Genomic DNA, 20,749 nt, shown 5'->3' on the forward strand with positions numbered 1-20,749 from the left:
GGATCTTTTAATAGGTATTAAAACGAATAATTGCCAAAGTTTATTGTATTCAATGTGAGCCGAGGATATGGCAGTTAATCAAGAACAAAATAAATTAAAATTAATGGCTACGCCTGGTTCATGGCGTTTATATTCTGCAAGAAAGGTTGACGAACGATTTAAGGCGTTTGAGCAAAAAGTATTTCATAGAGACAGATATACATGTAGGTTTTGTGGATTTCAAGCACGCTTATTTCAAGAAGTAGTTAATCTTGATAATAATTATGCGAACAACAAGTTAGATAATTTGGTGACTTCTTGTTGTTTCTGCGCACAGTGTTTTTTTGTTGAATCCGTTGGTGTTGGTGGTTATGGTGGAGGTACATTAATTTATCTTCCCGAACTAACCCAGCCCGAGTTAAATAGTATCTGTCATGTGTTATTTTGTGCGATTACTAATGATACCGGCTATAAATCGAGTGCACAGAATATTTATCGAGCATTCAAATTTCGTTCACAACTTGTGGAGGAGAAATTTGGTGAGGGAACCAGTGATCCTGCCATATTTGGTCAGTTAATGATCGATGCAGGAGTGAATGACGAAGAGAGACGATCTCAATTATTTAAAAATATACTTCTATTGCCTTCAAGAGCTAAATTCCGTAAACAAATTGAAAAATGGGCTGCGAGTGCACTAGAAGAAATTTCAAGTTAAAAGAGAGGTAATGGAATGGCGCATTGGTCAGAATCTTTTTTTGAAGGAATAGATACCTTCTTTGCCTGGCTAAGTACTTCGCTCAAGCAAACAACAGAATCTTATATTGAATTAGAAACAGCAGATAGTCCAACTGTGTTGGTTAATCACGATGGTTCTTTATTATCAATTTTGAAAATTGAAGGGGTTTCTGCACTTGTAGGGGCTGAAGAGTTTGACAATTTGGTTGCAGGGTTAACTAATGCATTTCAGGGGGCAATGGGGCGCCCAGGACATGCTTTGCAGGTATATTTTAGCCATGATAAACAAAATATAAGGAAATTGATTCAAGACACTTTTGAACCTGCTACAGCATCTGCAAAACGGCTTGAGCTCAATTTAACGGACTTATTTGAAGAACGTGTCAATTATATGGCTCAATATTGTGCAGAAGAGCGCGTCTATTTTGTACTTATTACCCGACCATTCAACTTACCCTCGGAACAATTAAAAGTAGCAACCAAAACCAAATTTAAGATGATCAAAGATATGAAGGCTCCTCCGTTTAAAAACAGCCAGACTATCTATGCGGCCATCCCTGAATTACGTGATACTCATGATGCTTATGTTCGTGCGGTGATGAACGATCTGGATGCACTACATATTTTCGCTAAATTATTGGAAGTTCATGATGCAATACATGCAATACGCATGACTGCAGATCCAGATTATACGGCTGATGATTGGCGAGCCAGTCTGCCTGGGGATAAAGTGACTGCTAGAGAAATTAATTCTTTTGACGGAGACGCTTCTGATTTATTATGGCCTTCGCTGGCGAAACAAGTATTTCCTCGTGATGCGGATGTATTAGATTTGCGTACAGTCAGGGTTGGAGACAAGATTTACTCATCTACGTACATTGATTTATTTCCCAAGGACATTAGACCATTTATTCAGCTATTTACTCGTATATTGCCGGCACATGTTCCTTGGAGAATCTCTTTTCTAATCGAAAGTGAAGGGCTTGCTACGATTAAACTAAAAGGACTATTGGCAGCAATTTTAACTTTTAGTTCAGCACAAAATCGTTTAATCAGTGACTCGGTAAATTTATTAAAATATTTACAGTTAAATACGGACGAATCTATAGTCCGTTTGCGTGTTGTTGCAACAACTTGGGCGCCTGAGGACAGAATGGCATTATTGCGACAACGTAGCTCTGAACTAGTCAAAGCAATTGAGGGGTGGGGATCAACCGACGTTTCTGAAATTTGTGGTGACCCATTTGGTGGTTTTGTCTCTGGGATGTTGGCGGCTACGCTGAATAGTGCGGCAGTAGCTACTGTTGCGCCACTAAGCTCAGTGATTTCCATACTACCGATTACTCGCCCAGCATCGCCATGGCTAAAAGGTGCATTACTTTTTAGAACTCCAGATGGTAAACCATGGCCTTTCCAGCCAGGCTCTACAGAACAAACCACCTGGATTGATCTCGTATATGCGCGTCCAGGTTCTGGTAAATCAGTTTTATCGAATGCGATTAACTTGGCTTTATGCTTATCAGGGGGGTTGTTGCGTTTACCACGGATTGCAATTATTGATATTGGACCTTCAAGTAGCGGGTTAATTTCTTTGCTGAAAGAGGCTCTTCCTGCATCAAAACGCCATTTGGTTGCTTATCATCGTTTAAGAATGACCCCTGATTACTCAATCAATCCTTTTGATACACAATTGGGATGTCGTTATCCTACTGCATTAGAGCGCGCATTTTTGGTTAACTTTATTACCTTGTTAACGACGCCATTGGGTGCAGAAAAACCCTATGATGGTATGCCAGACCTTGCAGGTATGGTGGTAGATGAATTATATAAAAGTTTGGCTGATGAATATAATCCATCACCTTATTCTCCAGGAGTAGAGGAATTCCTCGACAGTATTTTGGAGGAAATTGGCTTTGTTCGTGATTCAAAATCAACCTGGTGGGAAGTAACTGATTCACTTTATTCAGCAGGTTTTATACATGAAGCGATGTTGGCGCAACGTTATGCGATGCCTTTATTGGCTGATGCTGCATCGATTTGCCGTACTCCATCTATTGAAGATCTCTATGAACGAATCACAGCACCGACTGGCGAATCGTTAATTAATGCATTTTCACGCATGATCTCTTCTGCTGTTCGTGAATACCCTATTTTGTCACGTGTAACGAGTTTTGATATTGGTGACGCGCGTGTTGTATCACTTGACCTTGACGAGGTAGCAAAAAGTGGTGGAGATGCAGCAGACAGGCAGACTGCAGTCATGTATATGTTGTCACGTTATGTATTGGCACGGCACTATTATTTAACTGAAGAGAGTCTCAATAATATCCCAGAGCAATACAAGGAATATCATAAAGAAAGAGTGCAAGAGATTAGAGAAGATCACAAACGTATTGTTTATGACGAGTTTCACCGTACTTCAAAATCTGCTGCAGTACGTGAGCAAGTGATTATTGATATGCGGGAAGGACGTAAATGGAAAGTGCAAATTGCCTTGCTATCACAGGCAGTTGATGACTTTGATCCAGTCATGATCGATTTTGCTACAGCAATTTACATTATGGATGCAGGACCTTCACAAGCGATCGAAAAAACGACTGCCATTTTTGGGCTATCTGAAACAGCAAAAACCGCTTTACGCACTCGAGTCCATGGTCCAAGACAAGGAGGAGGAACTTTCCTGGCACAATATGCTACTAAAAGTGGCGTCAATGTGCAGTTGCTTACTCTGACTTTAGGTCCAGTTGAACTCTGGGCATTTAGTACTACAGCCGAGGATGCCACAGTGAGAAACCACTTGTATCGTCATCTTGGGCCAGGTGAGGCACGACGTCTTTTGGCGGCATTATTTCCTAATGGTTCCATTGCTAAAGAATTAGAATCTCGGTTGAATAATATGAAAGAAAAAATGGGATTAATTGAAGATGAAATGAGAGAAGGTATTATAGAGCAATTAATTAACGAAATTCTTGAGGCTTATTCAAAAAATCCTGATGTTAAAAGCTTACCAGCTAAACTCACTTAATACTCTCTTAAGAGTCCATCAATATAATCGGTTTTGCTCTTATCATGAATGTATTTAAAATTCATTCATGATAAGAATAGGGCTTATTATATTACTCAGAATGAAATCTATATGGGAAACGCAAGTTAATTTAGAGTGCTAATGTGTCCGCTTTGCAATAGGAACTACCTTTTATCTTCTTGGCCGCATACATTGCTTGGTCAGCTTTAATCAGCAACTCAGTTACTTCTTGGGCATCTGTTGGATAAGTTGCAAGCCCTATGCTAAGAGGACAGCTTAATTCAATATTCTCAAACTGAATTTTTTCTTCGGCTTCTTGGATGATGCGTTGAGCAATCAATTGAGGAATTTTTTCATCTTCGGTATGTAATACTACAGCGATAAACTCATCACCTCCTATACGTGCTATAAAGTCTCCTTCGCGAAAACTTATTTGTAAACGTCTAGAGACTTCTAGCAGTAAGCGATCGCCTATGTTATGACCATAACAATCATTTACGTATTTAAAATTATCGAGGTCGATAAAGAAAATTGTAGCGCGATAATTGGATGCTAAGGAGTTAATAATTTCATTGAGATGTTGCTTAAAATACATGCTGTTGGGCAAATTAGTGAGCTGATCAAAACGCGCTAAATAATGGTATTTATCTTTTTCAGATTGTAATAAATAATTTTTATTCGTTAGTTTTTGTTCATATTGTTCATGTTCATATATCAAATTGATTAATGTAGTGACTAGAATTAAATAGGCAAATAAATGATTTACCCACTCAATCATCTCAAGTTTATACTGGGGAAGATGATAAAAGGGAGGAAGCGATAATTTTCCAGAGCCCAGAATCATAAATAGTGATAAGGCAGAATAAATAATCAAACCACTGCGTCCAACAAGTGCAGCGGCAAGTAATGGAATAACATAAAACCATTGCGTATGGATTGTTCCTATACCCCAAATCATACAGCTTGCAACAATGATAATCGTGAATGTAATCAGCGTGATCAGATGCCCGCAGAAAAAAGTATTTGCTGTACGGGAAAGAATCCACAAATTAATTATTACAATACTAAATCCACCACTAAAAAGAACAACCATATACCACAGCTTCATCAGAGAATAGAGACAAATAATAACGGCACTAATGACAATTAACTCAAGGCTAACATAGTAAATCAGGCGATATTGACGGGCATGTTGTTCCATGAGTCAGCCTACCTTATGTGGTTGAAAAGATTTTTAAACGCTTGCATTGCGCTACCCTTTTCGTTTTTCAACCAATGATGGAATTATTTTAAGCCTATATTTAGTTTAGTTAATTTATGGTGATTTAGGGCGCACAAAATACAAAGAAATTAAGACGGTCTAAGAGGTAAAGTAATGATTGCTTTTAAGCCGCCCTGCAAATTATTAGTTAAAGTAATATCTCCTTGATGCATTTGAATGATTTCTCTGGCTATGGTTAATCCCAGGCCTGTACCGCCAGTACTGCGAGAACGTGAATTTTCTCCTCGATAAAACGGTAAGAACACTTGTTCAAGATCTGTGTCGGGTAATCCTGGGCCTTGGTCAGTAATGGTAATTTCTATCATATCTTGCAAACAATTTAGATGGATCACTGCCTTATAGCCATAATGAACTGCATTATTAATTAAATTATTAAAGGCACGTTTGAGTAAATTTACCGTCCCATAATAAACCAATTTTGGGCTTTCGCTGATAAAGCTTACGTCATAATTCAGTTCAACTGCATCATCTTTCAATGATGAAAGCAATGCGACCAAATCAAAGAGCTGAGGTTTTTCTTCAACATTTACATCCCTGAAATAATCTAAGGTTTCACGGATCATCAGTTCCATTTCGTTAATGTCGGCCATTATTTTATTATAATTGGGATTATCTTCTAAATATTCAGCACGTAATTTTAAACGAGTTAACGGAGTTCGTAGATCGTGTGAAATCGCAGTGACCACTCGGGTTCGATTTGCTAGAAGTTTATTCACTTTTTCCTGCAGATCATTAATTTTTTTAAAGATGGCTTTTTGATCTTGATTCCCAGTGATTGGGATGGGCAACCAATTTTCTTGATGCTCATTGTAATGAAGGCTTTGAATTAAGGTATGTATTGGTTGATTCAACGTTCTGACTGCCCAATAATTAATAAAAAGTAGCGCGCCAATTAAAATAAGAAATAGGCTGACTATAGAGTTCGCTTGTCTGGGAAAAAAAGAAATCACTTTGATATTCAACCAGTTATTTTCTTTTATAAATACTGAGAATTCCAATTTCTTATTTTGTTTTATTAAATTAATAAGTACGGGAGCTTTTAAGGTTAACAATGCATTTTTATCGTATACAGGCTGGGGAGATAAGGTTATTTCCGCCCAGGAAATCCCTTGATTTCTTAAGATCAGAGGCCAGACGGATTGAGGATTTTTTTGCAACAACGTCACGAGATGGGTCAATGAGCGGACCGCTTTAGGTGGAAGTGGAGAACGGATGTTTTCATAATAATATTTTCCCAACTGCATGAGTGAAAAAATGATTAATAAATTACCTAGTATTAAGCCAACCAGGGTCTTTTTTGCTGTTTTAGTTAATTGGCTCATACCAAGTCAACCTTGGTTTTAAATTGATAACCGCCACCACGAATCGTTAACAATAATCGTGGATTACGAGGATCGAACTCTATTTTTTTACGCAAGCGTCCAATAAGGACATCAATGGTTCTGTCTTGCGAATCACAATCTTTTTCATATAACAAATCCATTAATTGGTCGCGACTTAAAATACGTCCGGGATGCTCTAAAAAAATAACCAACAGTTCATACTCTCGTTGACTTAAAGGGATAGCAACCGATTCTTTATCAATCAAAGAATGGGTGTTGCGATCGAGAATCCAGTTTTCAAAATGTATTTGTTGTAAGGGCGTGAGCTTTTTACGATCATGCTCTAATTCACCTTGGGTGCGTCTTAATTGCGCTTTGATTCGTGCAAGCAATTCACGAGAGCTGAACGGCTTGGAAATATAATCATCTGCGCCCAGCTCTAATCCTGCGACTCGATCAGCAATACTGTTTGCCGCACTAAGCATAATAATCGGCATGCTGTGTGTTTGGCGAATTGTTTGGCATAAGTTTAATCCGTCAATTCCTGGAAGCATGATATCTAAAATAATTAAATCAAAATTATTTTCTCTTAATAACTGTTTGATATTTAAGCCATTCAAGGTCCAGGTGGTGCGAAAACCGTTTTTAATTAAATAATCATTAATCAAGTGAGTAATTTCTTGATCATCATCAACAATCAATACGTGGCTTTTTCTTGTGCTCATGAATCACCTGATAAGAATGTGGCTAGAAAATTATTAGCTCAAAAAATCGTTCATTTAAGTACTTGATGACATTATATCAATAAATGACCTGATGTTGAGCATTGTAACAGTGTTGTTACAATAAACCCTTCATTTGTCATATTCCTATTACATTGCCTCATTACACTTAACAATGTAACTTTATAGGAGAAATAAAATGAAGATGAAACGTTTGTTATTAGTTAATGGTTTGGCATTGGGTGTTTTGGGAGCTTCTATTGCAACGGCACAACCGTCAGCAACGGCTACAGTAGCTTCTATAAATCAAACAGGGCAGCATCGCCAGCATGTAGGTAAGTTATTAACTCCAGAACAACGTTCTGAATTGGCAAAGATTAAGAAAAATCTTCGCGCAAAAATGACTCCTTTAATTAAAGAGAAGCGTGCATTGAGTATGCAAATAAGAGGTAAGATGGCTACTCCTAATGTAAAATGGACTGATATATCTCGCTTGGTGGAAAAAAGAAATGCAGTTAACGCGAAAATCAATGTTTTATGGACGCAAACCCAGTTCCAAACGTTCCAAAAATTAGGTGTTCTATTGCCTGTTCATCACGGTCGTCATGGTCACCATTGTGGTTTTCAAAATAAAAATCTTGTAAAAAAATCATAAAAAATGCATGTGACGGTTTCGCATTTTTTGCGAAACCGTTTATTTTTTTAATTCAATAACGAGAACTCGGATTGGATGTTTACTCATGTTCTCATCTGTGTGTAACTCACCAGGAACATCTTTATTGAGATAATATGCTTTATCTTTTTCCAATTTAAGAAAATGTTCTTTTCCTTTATTATTGACTACTTTTATTACACCACTATCAAGAGCAACAACAACCCTATCATTTTCATGGCGATGCATTTTTAAAATTTGTTCTTTACTAGGATAAATTACCGTGGTCCAGACTGCTACTTTTTCATTCGATAGCTGAGGAATACGAACTGTTTCTTTAACAGCTGCATATGAATTCATTGATGCTAAAAATGGAATAATGCATAGGATTGAAGTGATGTAGTTCCGCATAATTGGCTCCATGAGTTTTTGGGTGCACTATAATATATTGCGTTTTATTTAAGAAGATAAATTCGGATAAATGACAATAAAAATAGTGGGTGCGTTTATGGTGTCATAACGTACCCTCAAGTACGATCAACACATTTCGCAACAACAATCTGCTGAATCAATTCTGTTAATAAGGCATAGTTCTGCGTTTTATGAGAGGTACTACGCCAAGCTACACCAATTTCTCGATAAGCATGATCCGTTTTTAAAGAAACTGCAACTAAATCAGTACCAGTAAGAATGCCGCTGTTAATTGCAAGATTGGGCAGGAACGTAATGCCTGGCTGATGGCTTACCATTTGAATTAAGGTATGCAAACTGGTGGCAAAGAAATGATTGATTTTTTTGCTTTCTTTTAATTGGCAGGCTTGTAATGCATGGCCTGTTAAACAGTGTTCTTTTTCGAGCAGAAAAATACTGTTTTCTGGCAATCTACCGATTTCTTTGTCGAAACCTTTATGTAACCACATTCTAGGTAGGACTAGTTTAAAAGGATCTTTGCATAATATTTGTGTTTGCATATCTTGGGTTGGATAAGGAAACGCCAAAATAACAAGATCAAGTTTGCCTTCACCTAAATACTTCAAAACATTATCTGTTGTGTCCTCACGGATAAATAAAGTCAGATCGGGATAAATTTTCCGACACAAATTTTGTAATTCACTTAAAATAAAAGGAGCAATAGTCGGGATCACCCCTAGATAAAATTTCCCTTGCATGACTTTCCCTTGATTGCGTGCGTAATCGACTAGGTCGTTACTTTGTTCAATAATTAACCTACTGCGTCGGACAATTTCTTCGCCTAAAGGTGTAAATAGAAATGTTTTGTGATCTCGTTCCAGTAGTTGGGCGTCTAGGGTTTCTTCAAGGCTTGTAATGGCTGCACTTAAGGTTGATTGACTAATAAAACATGCAGTGGCGGCACGTCCAAAATGTTGATAGTCGTAGAGTGTAACCAAATAATGTAGCTGCTTTAAACTGACCAATTTACTCATCGATTTTTCCGATTAAAGTTATCTGTTTTATTCATTTTAAATAATTATAGACCATAACTATAATTTAATTGAAATAAACAAATAGAGGAGAAACTTATGTTAACTGTTGGTCAAAAAATTCCAGAATTTTCTGTTGTTACAGTAAAACCTGGTTTTAATCATCATGAGGAAAAAGGTGAGAGCGCTTTTGAAGTAGTTACTGAGACAAGTTTTCCAGGAAAATGGAAAGTGCTTTTTTTCTATCCTAAAGACTTTACGTTTGTATGCCCAACAGAAATCGTGGAATTTGCAAAATTAAATGGTGAATTTAACGATAGGGACGCAGTGGTCTTGGGTGGAAGTACTGATAATGAGTTTGTCAAACTGGCTTGGCGAAGAGAGCATAAAGACTTAAATCAATTAAACCAATACAGTTTTGCAGATGTTCATGGGAGGTTAACTGATGGATTGGGTATCAGAGAAGAAGAAAGTGGCTGTGCTCTAAGGGCAACATTTATTATTGACCCAAACAATGTGATTCAGCATGTGAGTGTCAATTCTTTAAATGTTGGTCGTAATCCTCAAGAAATATTACGTATTTTGGATGCTTTACAAACCGATGAATTATGCCCATGTAACCGTCCTATTGGTGGCGAAACATTATAGTTCAGCAAAATGCCGAAGCTCTTGTGGAGCTTCTGGCAAGGAGAATCTTATGTCTATAGAACAATTGAAACAAATGATACCTGATTTTGCTAAGGATATTCGTCTTAATATCAGTAGTTTATTTGGTAATGTACCGCAATCAGGATTAACAGAAACCCAATTTTATGGGGTTGCATTGGCTGTAGCTTACACTTTGAAAAATAAACGCATTATCGATGCGATTAAAACCGATGGAGCACTTTATATCTCTGCTGAATTAGATAATGCGGTAAAAACAGCAGCAGCTTTGATGGCAATGAATAATGTGTATTATCGTGCGATTCATTTAGCAGAAAATAAGGAACTTGCATCAATGCCTGCAAATTTACGCATGAATGGGATGTTAAATCCTGGAGTACCAAAAGCTGACTTTGAGTTATTTGCTTTGGCAGTATCAGCAATTAATGGTTGTGGTATGTGCATCCATTCACATGTAAGGCAATTGTTGGAACATGAGTTGAACAAAGTTGCAGTGCAATCGGTGCTTAGAATAGCGGCAGTTTTAAATGCATTGTCTTTTGTTTTATCACAGGATGAATTATAAGCTGACTGGTAGTCAAAAAGTAGCCTGGGTGACGGCAAAGCTGTAACCCGGGTTGCAGATAAAAAATCAGACATTTTCCACGGGTTCTGCTTTGCTTCACCCAGGCTCCAATTTAGCATCAACCTACTTATTCTCTTCGGGATATGCTAAATAATTTACAATCTTCCAATGCCCTTTTTTATCTTGCTCAAAGACATCGAGCCCTTCATCTACAGTTTCTGAAATTACTTTCCCATGCTCTGAAATTTGTAAATACCAAGAAACCCTAACACTTGCCCAATTATGAGTGCGGTAGATTTGATGCAGTTTAAAACGATAGGTGTAGTCGCGATCTTCCTGAAAAATCTTCTTAAAGCCATCGCAGATTGATTGATAGTTTTTGGGAGGGGCGCCTTGATAATTCGCATGAACATTAGGGGAAAATAAGGTGCATGAATTCGCTAAATCTTTATGGTTGAATGCCTGCGTCCATGAAGAAAAAATGTGTTGGAATAATTGAGTGGAATTTTTTTGTTCAGCAGCATACGCAGCTGAGGTAATGAAAAAAGAGCTCATCATCAGAAAAGGGAGCAATCTTTGAATCATGTGTTTTTCCTTATAGAGCTATGCATCTTGCCAGCCTTCAGGCTCTAAAGGAATAAGCAGCCATAACAGGATATATGCGATAAATGCAGTACCTCCGACTAGGAAAAAAATAACAAAAATGATGCGCATCCATACAGGATCTACACCAAAATAAACTCCTAAACCACCGCATACGCCGGCAATTTTTCTATCTTTACGTGAACGCCATAATTTTTTATAAGGTCGATTCATAATATGCCTTCTCAATGAGCGCGTTGGGCCTGAGTGACCGATTCCGCGCGGGTTAACCATTCTTTCCCCTCCACCAGACGTGCAATCATCATACTGCTGACACTGTTGCATGTTACATTAAGCATAGTCGCTAGGGGATCGATAATAATACTAATTGCTGCAATTATTATTAAGACTGCAGGGGGGAATCCGTAGACACTGAGTATGAGTAACTCACCAAGCATTCCTCCACTGGGAATTGCCCCCATCACGGTACCAACCAATATAGAAATTCCTAAAGCGGCAAGCAGTACACTGGGACTGGAAAAATTTAAGTGGAAGATTCCAAATAAAAAAGAAATCTTGAACATCCCGCCAATGACTGAACCATCTTTATGAATGATTGAACCTAAAGGAATTACGGTCTCATAAATTTCAGGCGCGATGCGCATTTTTTTTGCGGCCATCAAGTTAGCAGGAATACTGGCGGCGCTACTGCAGGTGGCAATTGATGTCACCGCCGGAAGAAAAATGCTACCCCAAAATCGTTTGATACCTTCAGTTTTTCCAGCTAAATAGGCAAATAGCGTATAGACAAAAATAAAATAAATTATGCCAAAGGTATAATAAAGAACTCCAACGCGCAGATAATTAGCCATTAATTGGGGACCTAGCTCATGAACCATAACGGCGAAGTACGCAAAAAAACCAATGGGGGCATAATACATGATCAAAGAAAAAACACGCATAAATACTTCTTCGCCGGCCTGTAAGAAATCAATAAAAGTTTTTCCTTTTTCATTGGCATGCGATGTGGACAATCCAACCAGAATTGAAAAGAGAATAAGTGCCAGAATATGTTGATGTGAAAGAAGTTTACTAAATTCAGGAACCGTAAAAATATCAGCAATTTGATTGAAGGCATTTAAAGCAGAGGTTTTTTCTGGAGCATTAAGCGGCAAAGTAACCCCTTGGGCTGGAGGGAAGAGGCTGACAACAAAAAGAGAATAAACCGCTGCCACGATTCCGGTAAATAAAAAAACAATGGTCATATAAAAAGCAATTTTACCGAGTTTACCCATGGAACCTACCCGTGCAATTGCAGACGTAATGCTAAAAAAAATCAAAGGAACAATGGCTGTAAAAATTAGATTGAGAAAAATCTCGCCAAACGGTTTTAGGTAAGGAGTTATTGGTCCAAAAAAATAGCCAGCCAGACCGCCAAGTACAATAGATGTAATTAAAATAAAAGGAAAAAAATAAGATGCAGAAGCGTGTTGGGTACTCATTGGCCCGTGTCCTTAAAAGTTTTTAGGAGCTGTGGTTATTGTATCTCTTTGCCTAGGCGACATACTATATATTGGTGAGTGTTTTAAAGAAAGCAAATGTATGCTTACGGAGCATAATGCGCGAACGAGTAGAACGGAAAAAACTTTTGATGAGCTGCTGACCGAATTAAGATGAAATACGAAATCCTCGAGAAGGGTTTGGCTGAGCTGAAGCAAACACTGCCTGATAGAGTTGATTTTAGCCAAATGATTCGTTTTCTAAACGTTTAAGTATTAAAAATTGTATTATAGTAAGTCATCACAACAAGCAAATTGATAAAGGTAATTTTACGTAGGTATGTTAATAAAATATAAAAGCTATCACGATAAAATATTCATTTCTAATTTTCTGAAAGAATGAACCTTATGTATGAACGAGTAGAACGAGAAAAAACTTTTGATGAACTGTTGGCTGGACTAAGAAACAGTCAAGACAAAATGGACTGGATTGAAGCGCAAAATTTAAAGGCTAATGAATTAAAATTACTTTTTTTTAAAGCGGCAACAAAAGGTTACTTAGATGTGGTTCAATTGTTAGTTTCCCTTCCCGATCTTGATCCCACTGCACTAAATAATTATGCACTACAGTCGGCTGTAGCAAATGGTCACTTAGACGTAGTTCAATTTTTAGTTTCTTTGCCTGGGGTTGATCCCGCTGCAGGAGATAATTATGCACTACGCTGGGCTACATTCAATGGTGATTTAGCTGTAGTTCAATTATTAGTATCTCTGCCTGGGGTTAATCCTGCTGCACGAGATAATGAAGCAATACGTGAGGCTGCAAAAAGGGATTACTTAGATATAGTTTTATGTCTTGCAACGCATCCTGCTGTTACCGTAACAGAAGATATGCCTGAACAATTGCAACAAATCATTCGTGCGGTAAAGATAAATCAGAACTATTTTACTGTTTTTCAAACTCCAGAGGTTTTACAGGAGACGAAATATGAAATCCTCGAGAAGGGAGGGGCTGAGCTGAATCGAAAACCATCTAATGGGTTGTACTTTATTCATTCTCTAAACGTTTAGGTATTTGAGCCGGTTTAAAATGAAACCTCTATGAATATACAGTATTGGGGGCGATGTTACGTTAATTTGCTCCTTTCTTCATTGCATCATTAAGTCATACCCTATAATCTAATAAAATAAGGCTGGAGTTTTTACTTTGATAAGAACTCCTTTTCTCTTTACTTTTCCAGGTAAATGAAGATGAAGCATAAATATTTTTTTAGCGATAAGACTTCTTCTGGTGTATATAAAGAGCAAGAATGCTGTATTCAAATTCCCTCTGGCAAAGACATAGAACAAATGCATGGGATGCCTGCTGGTGCTAATGAAGACCAATATAAGCGTCTCAAGCATATGACCCAAGTGATCACGAAAACTCAATCTATAGAGGCTACATTACCTGTTGTTACAACCGATCTTGTGAAGTTGCCTTCGCACTGGAATCAATTATTTGCTGCTATGAATAAAGGAGATACGAAGGGCGCATTGGCGCTTTTTGCCGGATTTCCTGAAGAAGATGAGATTCTCCGCGCATTATTGGCGGTGCATACATCAAAATATTTGCAGAAAATCATAACCGATTGTATTGAAGCGAAACCCAAAGGATGGAAGGAGTTAAATTCAGATATTCTTATTACCCCTGGGACGTTTGAAGTACTGATCAAAGATATTGCGATGACTTTATTTCATTCTAAAAAAGTACATTTTTCTTTTGGATTACCTACTCATCATGCGTTTGCTGACGAAGGAAGTGGCTTTTGTATTTTAAATAAAACAGCAGTGCTACTGAAGCACATACAACGTTTAAACAGCAAATCAGTCAAACACATTATTATTGGGACTGATGTAAATCGGGATAATGGCCTTTGTGATATTTTAATGAATTCTGCGGCAAATATAGATATATGTCATATAGATGTTTTTGATTCAAGGGTTTATCCGCAACAAGATACGGCATTCATTACTAAAGCGTTCAAAAAGAGCGCACAGGATGAAGGACAAAAAATCCATTCATGGCAACGAGAAGGATTACACTATTTTGCAGTAGATTTAAGTCTCACAACACGTAAACCAGGTTGTGTACATCCTGCTTTGGTTTTTGCAATAGAAAAAATTGAGGAGCAAATCAAACAGGCGCAAAAGAATGGTCAGAAAGTAGCTCTATATTTCCCCACCGGTTGGGATTCGCATGAAGAGGAAACCGCTTATTGTGGAAAGTATGTGGATGGTCATTTAATGGGAGCTACGGAAGCACGGAAAACGCGCTTTAATGAAATGGACTTAACTTATTTTTACGAGAGTTTATTTAAACTGTATCAAGAAAATAAAAGCGATATAGAACGAATCTATTGGGGATTAGAGGGTGGCTATGATCCAAAAATGTATGAGCGACAAGTCAAATTATTGATGTCGCTGATTTTAAAAGATCTAGTCCACCAGGATACCAATCAAATGGTTTCTGCTGCTAAAAAGGCGTAACCATTCGGGCCAAAGAGGTCGATAGACGTAGCCTGGTGAAGGCGAAGCCGTGCCCCCCGGGTTCCCTATCGTTTCACCAAGGCTACAATTTCTCTTAAATTGACAGCGCTTACAAAAAAAAGCTTAAGGTAAATAATAAAAAGGATTTGGCAATTTAAAGACTTTCTGCGCATACCCACCTTTAAGATCACTGTATTGATCGCCTATTGATGCCACAATGGTATAGCCTTTTTCGGTGATCATTTTACGGGTGTTTGATTTAAACGGAATAATGGATTTGGAGGTGTAATTCATGGGGCGTAGATACAAACCTGACCATCCATTATAACCCGCCTTATGTAAATTGTTCGTAGTCGCCTGGCGTTCAGATTCATTTCTTCCAGTCACAAAAAAAACTTTGATACCATGATTGCGTGCATCACGATACAAGCGCAGCATGGGCTTAATTACTGGCGCATTAGCCGCCATGATATCTTGATGAAATTGTTGATGATTTCCGCCAAAATCACGTGCAATCATGTACTTATAATTAGATAAGCTGGTTTCATCAATGTCTAAAACAAGTGCCAGTTTTTTATGCGATTTTTCTCTTTGATTTATTTCTGCTTGGTGATCAATATATTTTTGTGCCTTTTGAATCACTTGGATTAACTCTTTTTGATAAAGACCTGAGTCATGATAATTTTTGAGTTCATTTTTTACTAAAGTCAGATTTGGTGGATCTGAAAAAATTGGATTTGCAAAAAGAAACGCCATACTAAATGTAATTATGCTAAATGATTTATCGAGTAAGCGCTTCATTATCCACCCATTTTCTATTAAATGAGGGGATTATATCGTTGTGCATTTGTTTGTCAAATTAGTACTGGTTTTTCTGTATATGTTAGAGAATTGGTGGACAAAACTAGCCAAATAACCGTAGGCTGGGCTGTTAAGCCCAGCAGTATATAATAAGGTCCATAATGGAATTTGGAGAGTACGAATTAATTTGGTAGATGCTGGGCTTAACAACCCAGCCTGCGCTTGTTGGGGCTTTGATTCGAGTTGGCTTCCCAGCGCATGAGATGACAATTTATATGAACTTAGCTTAATGACAGCGGTTGTGTGGATAGCCTGTCCATCCTCAGTTATAATGCCTGCTTATTTTGTTTAAAAATTGCCATACTATGCATTTGAAGCAATTAAAATTAGCCGGTTTTAAATCGTTTGTTGATCCGACGGTGGTGCATTTTCCGAGTCAATTAGTTGCCGTTGTTGGTCCTAATGGCTGTGGGAAATCAAATATTATCGATGCGGTACGCTGGGTTATGGGAGAAAGCTCTGCACGCAATTTGCGTGGCGAATCCATGGCCGATGTGATTTTTAACGGTTCTTCCAATCGTAAATCTGTGGGGCAGGCTTCTGTTGAACTTGTGTTTGATAACAGTCTTGGACGTCTCACTGGTCCTTTTGCCAGTTATGGTGAAATCGCAGTAAAGCGCGTAGTGACTCGAGATGGTGATTCTTCTTATTATTTGAATGGCAGTCGTTGTCGACGTAAAGACATTACGGATATTTTTCTTGGTACAGGTGCTGGGGCTCGTGGCTATTCTATCATTGGCCAAGGAACCATTTCTCAGCTCATTGAGGCCAAACCCGAAGACTTAAGGGTACATCTTGAAGAAGCGGCAGGGGTTTCCAAATATAAAGAACGCCGACGAGAAACATTGCAACGCATTGATCATACACGTGAAAATCTAACACGTGTGGCCGACATTCGCGAGGAGTTGGATAAACAGTTACAACGTTTGGAACGTCAATCCAAGGCTGCTGAACGTTATCTCATTCTCAAAGATGAAGAACAATTATGTCGTGCGGAAATTTTAGCACTTAAATGGCACGATTTTATTGTTCAGCAAGAAGTAAAACAACGTCAAATACAAGAATTAGCGGTAAGTTACGAACAACAACAAAGCGCTCTGACCAAGGCTAATAAAGAACGAGTAGCGTTGAATGAAACACAGCATGATGTGGATGAACAAACACAACAAATTCAAGCAAGCTTCTATCAATTAGGTACTGAAATTGCGCGTTTGGAAGAAACCATACAACAACAGACGCGTGAAAAGAGACGTTTGGAGCAGGACCAACAGCAAATGCAAGCAGATTGGCAGGTTGCAGAAGAACAACTCAAACACGATAAAGAGGAGTTGCTTCATTGTCAGCAGAATGCTCATGAGCTGGGGCAGCAACTCGAGCAATTGAACGCTCGATTTAAAGAGCTGGAAGCCGATTGGCAAGATATGCAAACGCAACAGGCAGAAATGGATCTTCGTTGGCAAGAAGTACAAATGCATGCTGGCAATCTGAAAAGAGAATTTCAGGTGACAGAGGTTAATGCCCAACATTTAGAAGAAAAATATCAACAAACACTGCTACGATTAGAGAAGCTTCAATTAGAGCAGGAAACTATATCAGTAGCGGATTTCCAACAGCTCCAAAGCAACTTAGAACAACAACGCATTAAATTAATTGATGACCAAGAATTTGATGCGTTACAACTACAACAAAGCCAAGAAAATACAGAACAATTACGCACTAAGTTACAGGATATAGAGCAGCAACTACATGGCTTACAAGATGACTTTCATCATGCAAACAGCGAATATGCAGCATTAATAGCAGCGCAGCGTGCTGCACGCCAGGGCATGCAAAGCAGCAAAAACACTATTAAGGAGTGGTCAGAAAAACCGCGATTGATGGATATTTTGCAGGTTGAAACTAAATGGCAATCTGCTTGTGAACGAGTACTCAATGAGGCGTTACATGCTTATGTTCTGGAAACTTTTGAGGAGTTATGGCCACAGCGAGCCATTTGTGAGCGTCAAGGTGAAAGTATTGTTACCCTCAGAACAATCGATCTAAAACCCACCCCCCATCCGCGTCTTATCGATAAAATAAAAGGAACTATTCCGGCAAATGTATACCCCTTAGAACATATCTATACCGCAGAGCATTTTGATGAGGCCTTAAGTTGGCTGGCTGAATTGGCTGAGCATGAGTCGATTATAACGCCTGATGGATTCTGGTTAGGTCGAGGCTGGGTGAAATTTGTAACTCCTGAAACACAAGATGAGCTAGGCCTATTAGCACGGCAACAAAAAATTGCCGAATTAGCTGCTGTTGTTCAGGAGCTGCAAGAGAAGATTGATGTCTTAAGGATAGAGCGTGATGATACACATCAACAGTTACAAAAAAGTTTAAAGGATATTGAATTACACCAGTTGAATGTCAATGCCAGCAATGAGGCATTAAGAACCAATAGTGTGGCTTTGACTGCCAATGAACAAGCGATGCTGCAGGCAGAAAAACAGGCGACTGCTTTAGCGTTTGAATGCGATGAATTGAAACTTATTTTGGAAGAAACCGCGGCAGAACAATGTACTATAAAAGAGAAATTGCAGTCTTTGGAAGAACAATACCAAGTATCTGAGCAGCAACAAGAACAGTGCCTGCAAGAAAAACAAAATTGGGTGCAAACTTCAGCAGCAAAAAATAAACAATTAGAAGAGTCTCGAGGTGCATTGCATCAAGGCGAACGTGAATACGATAGAGAGAAAAATAAAATACAGCAACTGAATGAGCGTATTGAACGAGAACAAGAACGTTTAAATGTTTTGCAGGAGCGTTTAGAAAACATAGCCATGCTTTGCTTGCAAACAGCAAGCCCTGGAGAGGAGCTCAAAGAGCAACTGGCGCTACAATTACAAAAGCATGGTGAAATAGAATTGCAATTAACGTTGAGTCGGGAGCAACTATCACAGCTGAGGATGCAGCTTGAGGATTGCGAGAAAAACATTCTAAATTGTGATTTTGAAGTAAAGCGTATTCAAGAGCAAATAAGCACTACTCGAATGGAAGAGCAAGCTTTGGCAGTGCGCGCCAGCTCAGTTCAAGAGTCGCTTGATGAGTCGAACTTGCAAGCACAAGCAGTACTGGAACAAATACCTGCAGATGTAACGCAGGCTATGCGTGAAGACGAATTAATCGCTCTTTCTGAAAAAATCAAACGCTTGGGCGCGATTAACCTTGCTGCGATTGAAGAATTTACAACAGAACAGCAACGTAAAGTCTATTTGGATGAGCAGTATGATGATTTAAATCAAGCCTTGGCAACTCTAGAAACCGCCATTGAAAAAATGGATAAAGAAACCCGCTCGCGCTTGGAAAGTACTTTTGACGAGGTTAATACTTCATTTAAGGCACTTTTTCCGCGTTTGTTTGGTGGTGGGAGAGCGCAGCTCGAATTGACTTGTGATAATCTATTAGAAGCTGGTATTGTAGTAATGGCACAACCTCCTGGAAAACGAAACAGTACAATTCATTTGTTATCCGGAGGGGAGAAGGCAATGACTGCAGTAGCATTAGTTTTTGCTATTTTTCAGTTAAATCCTTCACCGTTTTGTATGTTAGATGAAGTGGATGCACCTTTAGATGATGTAAATGTGGGGCGTTTTTGCGCTTTGGTGAAAGAGATGTCACAATTCGTACAATTTCTCTTTATTACACATAATAAAGTTACAATGGAATTAGCAGATCATTTGATTGGGGTAACCATGCGAGAACCTGGAGTGTCTCGTTTGGTTGCAGTTGATGTAACACAAGCTTTGGCTATGGAGTAGATGATGCAGGCAAATTGGAGCTTAATTCTTAATGTCCTGTTGTTAATTGGGGTTATTGTAGCAATTGGGCGCTTAATGAAAGCTCGAAGACAGAGCTTAAATCCAGAACGTTATCAACCTAACCTGGGAACACCAGTAAAAAGTGCAGATAACACACAGAATTATAATGATGACATTATTGCCGTCCGCAAAATTAATGCTACGGACCCCAATAATGAAATGGAAGCTGATGAGGAAGTGCAATTACTTAAAACGAATACTGTAAAACCTTCACAACCACGTTTGATGCCTTTGGACGATGAAGCGCAAATCGAGTTAAAGGTTGAGCCCAAACCAGCACCAAAGGTGGAGGTCGAACCTTCAACAAAAACAGATACTCCAACTACTTTAATGATGTTTTTACTTGCAAAAGAAAACCGACAATTTGCAGGATATGAGCTATTACAAACTGTTTTGGCGGCTGGTTTACGTTTTGGTGAAGGGAGTTTATTCCACCGCCACCAATATCCTAACGGCCAAGGTCCGGTTTTATGCAGTTTAGCAGCGGCAACTGCCACTGGAGTTTTTGATTTACAAAATATTGGTGCTTTTAGTGTACGAGGCCTTTGTTTGTACATGCATTCTTCTAAAAATCCCGGTATTGATATAGAGCGGTTTGCTGTCATGTTGGAAACCGCGCGACAATTAAGTGAGGGGCTAGATGCTCATTTGCTTGATGATCAGCGTAAGCCATTAACAGAAGAACGTATTGCTCGTTTTCACCGTCTTTTGCAAATTAATCAGTCTCATTTTGAGTCTGCTGCCGTATGAATATTGCTGTTATCCCTCGCTACGCTCGGGATGACGATGAACACTGCTGTACTATGCTACAGCAGGTAGGCTGGGCTGTTAAGCCCAGCATTGTTGAGTTAATTCTTTCCTCTGTCCATCATGAAACCCCTACTGTAAGCTCACTTAACAAGTGTTTATCCATTGGTCTTAAAGAAAGAAATATATTAGCATTGTTACATACTGGGGCTTAGCAGTGTATAGACCGGGGACATCCCTGACATATGTTCGGGGACATAGTTGACACTTTACAATGGCAT

General features: G+C 38.7%; 18 protein-coding genes. 9 read left to right on the forward strand and 9 right to left on the reverse strand.

What is annotated here, in order from left to right:
* The first annotated feature begins 67 nt into the window (after positions 1–67).
* Both icmJ and Lste_RS04815 read left to right on the forward strand, forming a co-directional pair.
* A complete protein-coding gene (icmJ, locus tag Lste_RS04810) occupies positions 68–694 on the forward strand; it encodes a type IVB secretion system protein IcmJDotN (RefSeq protein WP_058509942.1) in 627 nt (208 codons plus the stop codon).
* A gap of 15 nt (positions 695–709) precedes the next feature.
* Complete coding sequence (locus Lste_RS04815; protein WP_058509943.1) at positions 710–3,739, forward strand: type IV secretion protein IcmB; 3,030 nt, start codon at positions 710–712, stop codon at positions 3,737–3,739.
* 130 nt (positions 3,740–3,869) lie between these two features.
* On the opposite strand, the gene Lste_RS04820 is transcribed toward Lste_RS04815, so the two are convergent.
* The 3 genes from Lste_RS04820 to Lste_RS04830 all read right to left on the reverse strand — a co-directional run bounded on the left by Lste_RS04820 (position 3,870) and on the right by Lste_RS04830 (position 7,068).
* Entirely contained in the window at positions 3,870–4,940 is a 1,071-nt protein-coding gene (locus Lste_RS04820; protein ID WP_237760428.1) for a GGDEF domain-containing protein, read from the reverse strand.
* A gap of 149 nt (positions 4,941–5,089) precedes the next feature.
* On the reverse strand, positions 5,090–6,343 hold the full coding sequence (locus Lste_RS04825) for a sensor histidine kinase (protein ID WP_058509944.1): 1,254 nt from the start codon (positions 6,341–6,343) through the stop codon (positions 5,090–5,092).
* On the reverse strand, positions 6,340–7,068 hold the full coding sequence (locus Lste_RS04830) for a response regulator transcription factor (RefSeq protein WP_058509945.1): 729 nt from the start codon (positions 7,066–7,068) through the stop codon (positions 6,340–6,342). Before Lste_RS04830 ends, Lste_RS04825 begins: the two co-directional genes overlap by 4 nt.
* 196 nt (positions 7,069–7,264) lie before the next feature.
* On the opposite strand from Lste_RS04830, the gene Lste_RS04835 reads away from it, so the two are divergent.
* Positions 7,265–7,720, forward strand: a complete 456-nt coding sequence (locus Lste_RS04835) for a hypothetical protein (RefSeq protein ID WP_058509946.1) — start codon at positions 7,265–7,267, stop codon at positions 7,718–7,720.
* Between the two features lie 39 nt (positions 7,721–7,759).
* Here the strand turns inward: Lste_RS04835 and Lste_RS04840 are convergent, their stop codons facing one another.
* Together Lste_RS04840 and Lste_RS04845 are read right to left on the reverse strand one after the other, a co-directional pair.
* Positions 7,760–8,128 carry a cupin domain-containing protein gene (locus Lste_RS04840; RefSeq protein ID WP_058509947.1) on the reverse strand — a complete coding sequence of 123 codons (369 nt, stop codon included), beginning with the start codon at positions 8,126–8,128 and terminating at the stop codon, positions 7,760–7,762.
* 116 nt (positions 8,129–8,244) lie between these two features.
* Positions 8,245–9,162, reverse strand: coding sequence for a hydrogen peroxide-inducible genes activator (locus Lste_RS04845; RefSeq protein ID WP_058509948.1), 918 nt, complete (start codon positions 9,160–9,162; stop codon positions 8,245–8,247).
* Positions 9,163–9,258: 96 nt separating this feature from the next.
* On the opposite strand from Lste_RS04845, the gene Lste_RS04850 reads away from it, so the two are divergent.
* Positions 9,259–9,807 (forward strand): peroxiredoxin, encoded by a 549-nt coding sequence (locus Lste_RS04850; protein WP_058509949.1) that lies wholly within the window; start codon positions 9,259–9,261, stop codon positions 9,805–9,807.
* Between the two features lie 49 nt (positions 9,808–9,856).
* Positions 9,857–10,390 (forward strand): carboxymuconolactone decarboxylase family protein, encoded by a 534-nt coding sequence (locus Lste_RS04855; protein WP_058509950.1) that lies wholly within the window; start codon positions 9,857–9,859, stop codon positions 10,388–10,390.
* Positions 10,391–10,513: 123 nt separating this feature from the next.
* On the opposite strand, the gene Lste_RS04860 is transcribed toward Lste_RS04855, so the two are convergent.
* The 3 genes from Lste_RS04860 to Lste_RS04870 are packed head-to-tail and all read right to left on the reverse strand — an operon-like array spanning position 10,514 to position 12,474.
* On the reverse strand, positions 10,514–10,975 hold the full coding sequence (locus Lste_RS04860) for a YybH family protein (protein WP_157070704.1): 462 nt from the start codon (positions 10,973–10,975) through the stop codon (positions 10,514–10,516).
* A gap of 18 nt (positions 10,976–10,993) precedes the next feature.
* Positions 10,994–11,206: a PspC domain-containing protein gene (locus Lste_RS04865; RefSeq protein ID WP_058509951.1), complete on the reverse strand. Its 213-nt coding sequence runs from the start codon at positions 11,204–11,206 to the stop codon at positions 10,994–10,996.
* 11 nt (positions 11,207–11,217) lie between these two features.
* Positions 11,218–12,474, reverse strand: coding sequence for a dicarboxylate/amino acid:cation symporter (locus tag Lste_RS04870; RefSeq protein WP_058509952.1), 1,257 nt, complete (start codon positions 12,472–12,474; stop codon positions 11,218–11,220).
* 405 nt (positions 12,475–12,879) lie between these two features.
* On the opposite strand from Lste_RS04870, the gene Lste_RS04875 reads away from it, so the two are divergent.
* Positions 12,880–13,542: an ankyrin repeat domain-containing protein gene (locus tag Lste_RS04875; RefSeq protein WP_058509953.1), complete on the forward strand. Its 663-nt coding sequence runs from the start codon at positions 12,880–12,882 to the stop codon at positions 13,540–13,542.
* Positions 13,543–13,722: 180 nt separating this feature from the next.
* The gene (locus tag Lste_RS04880) at positions 13,723–15,000 is read left to right on the forward strand and encodes an acetylpolyamine aminohydrolase (RefSeq protein ID WP_058509954.1); all 1,278 of its coding nucleotides are present in this window, start codon (positions 13,723–13,725) and stop codon (positions 14,998–15,000) included.
* Between the two features lie 123 nt (positions 15,001–15,123).
* Here Lste_RS04880 and Lste_RS04885 read toward each other — a convergent pair whose 3' ends face one another.
* Positions 15,124–15,801, reverse strand: a complete 678-nt coding sequence (locus Lste_RS04885; RefSeq protein WP_058509955.1) for an HAD family acid phosphatase — start codon at positions 15,799–15,801, stop codon at positions 15,124–15,126.
* Positions 15,802–16,166: 365 nt separating this feature from the next.
* Between Lste_RS04885 and smc the strand changes: the two genes are divergently transcribed.
* The gene (gene smc / locus Lste_RS04890; protein ID WP_058509956.1) at positions 16,167–19,661 is read left to right on the forward strand and encodes a chromosome segregation protein SMC; all 3,495 of its coding nucleotides are present in this window, start codon (positions 16,167–16,169) and stop codon (positions 19,659–19,661) included.
* A 3-nt stretch (positions 19,662–19,664) separates the two neighbouring features.
* Positions 19,665–20,471 carry a cell division protein ZipA C-terminal FtsZ-binding domain-containing protein gene (locus Lste_RS04895; protein WP_058509957.1) on the forward strand — a complete coding sequence of 269 codons (807 nt, stop codon included), beginning with the start codon at positions 19,665–19,667 and terminating at the stop codon, positions 20,469–20,471.
* Positions 20,472–20,749 lie beyond the last annotated feature (278 nt).

It is taken from the genome of Legionella steelei (assembly GCF_001468005.1).
Taxonomy (GTDB): domain Bacteria; phylum Pseudomonadota; class Gammaproteobacteria; order Legionellales; family Legionellaceae; genus Legionella; species Legionella steelei.

Bases quoted from the DNA above. Each gene is read 5' to 3' on its own strand.
- Lste_RS04825 (WP_058509944.1), bottom strand. From the start codon at position 6,343: ATGAGCCAATTAACTAAAACAGCAAAAAAGACCCTGGTTGGCTTAATA.
- Lste_RS04855 (WP_058509950.1), top strand. From the start codon at position 9,857: ATGTCTATAGAACAATTGAAACAAATGATACCTGATTTTGCTAAGGAT.
- Lste_RS04830 (WP_058509945.1), bottom strand. From the start codon at position 7,068: ATGAGCACAAGAAAAAGCCACGTATTGATTGTTGATGATGATCAAGAA.
- Lste_RS04850 (WP_058509949.1), top strand. From the start codon at position 9,259: ATGTTAACTGTTGGTCAAAAAATTCCAGAATTTTCTGTTGTTACAGTA.
- Lste_RS04845 (WP_058509948.1), bottom strand. From the start codon at position 9,162: ATGAGTAAATTGGTCAGTTTAAAGCAGCTACATTATTTGGTTACACTC.
- Lste_RS04880 (WP_058509954.1), top strand. From the start codon at position 13,723: ATGAAGCATAAATATTTTTTTAGCGATAAGACTTCTTCTGGTGTATAT.
- smc (WP_058509956.1), top strand. From the start codon at position 16,167: ATGCATTTGAAGCAATTAAAATTAGCCGGTTTTAAATCGTTTGTTGAT.
- Lste_RS04895 (WP_058509957.1), top strand. From the start codon at position 19,665: ATGCAGGCAAATTGGAGCTTAATTCTTAATGTCCTGTTGTTAATTGGG.
- Lste_RS04875 (WP_058509953.1), top strand. From the start codon at position 12,880: ATGTATGAACGAGTAGAACGAGAAAAAACTTTTGATGAACTGTTGGCT.
- icmJ (WP_058509942.1), top strand. From the start codon at position 68: ATGGCAGTTAATCAAGAACAAAATAAATTAAAATTAATGGCTACGCCT.
- Lste_RS04815 (WP_058509943.1), top strand. From the start codon at position 710: ATGGCGCATTGGTCAGAATCTTTTTTTGAAGGAATAGATACCTTCTTT.
- Lste_RS04885 (WP_058509955.1), bottom strand. From the start codon at position 15,801: ATGAAGCGCTTACTCGATAAATCATTTAGCATAATTACATTTAGTATG.
- Lste_RS04820 (WP_237760428.1), bottom strand. From the start codon at position 4,940: ATGGAACAACATGCCCGTCAATATCGCCTGATTTACTATGTTAGCCTT.
- Lste_RS04865 (WP_058509951.1), bottom strand. From the start codon at position 11,206: ATGAATCGACCTTATAAAAAATTATGGCGTTCACGTAAAGATAGAAAA.
- Lste_RS04860 (WP_157070704.1), bottom strand. From the start codon at position 10,975: ATGATTCAAAGATTGCTCCCTTTTCTGATGATGAGCTCTTTTTTCATT.
- Lste_RS04870 (WP_058509952.1), bottom strand. From the start codon at position 12,474: ATGAGTACCCAACACGCTTCTGCATCTTATTTTTTTCCTTTTATTTTA.
- Lste_RS04835 (WP_058509946.1), top strand. From the start codon at position 7,265: ATGAAGATGAAACGTTTGTTATTAGTTAATGGTTTGGCATTGGGTGTT.
- Lste_RS04840 (WP_058509947.1), bottom strand. From the start codon at position 8,128: ATGCGGAACTACATCACTTCAATCCTATGCATTATTCCATTTTTAGCA.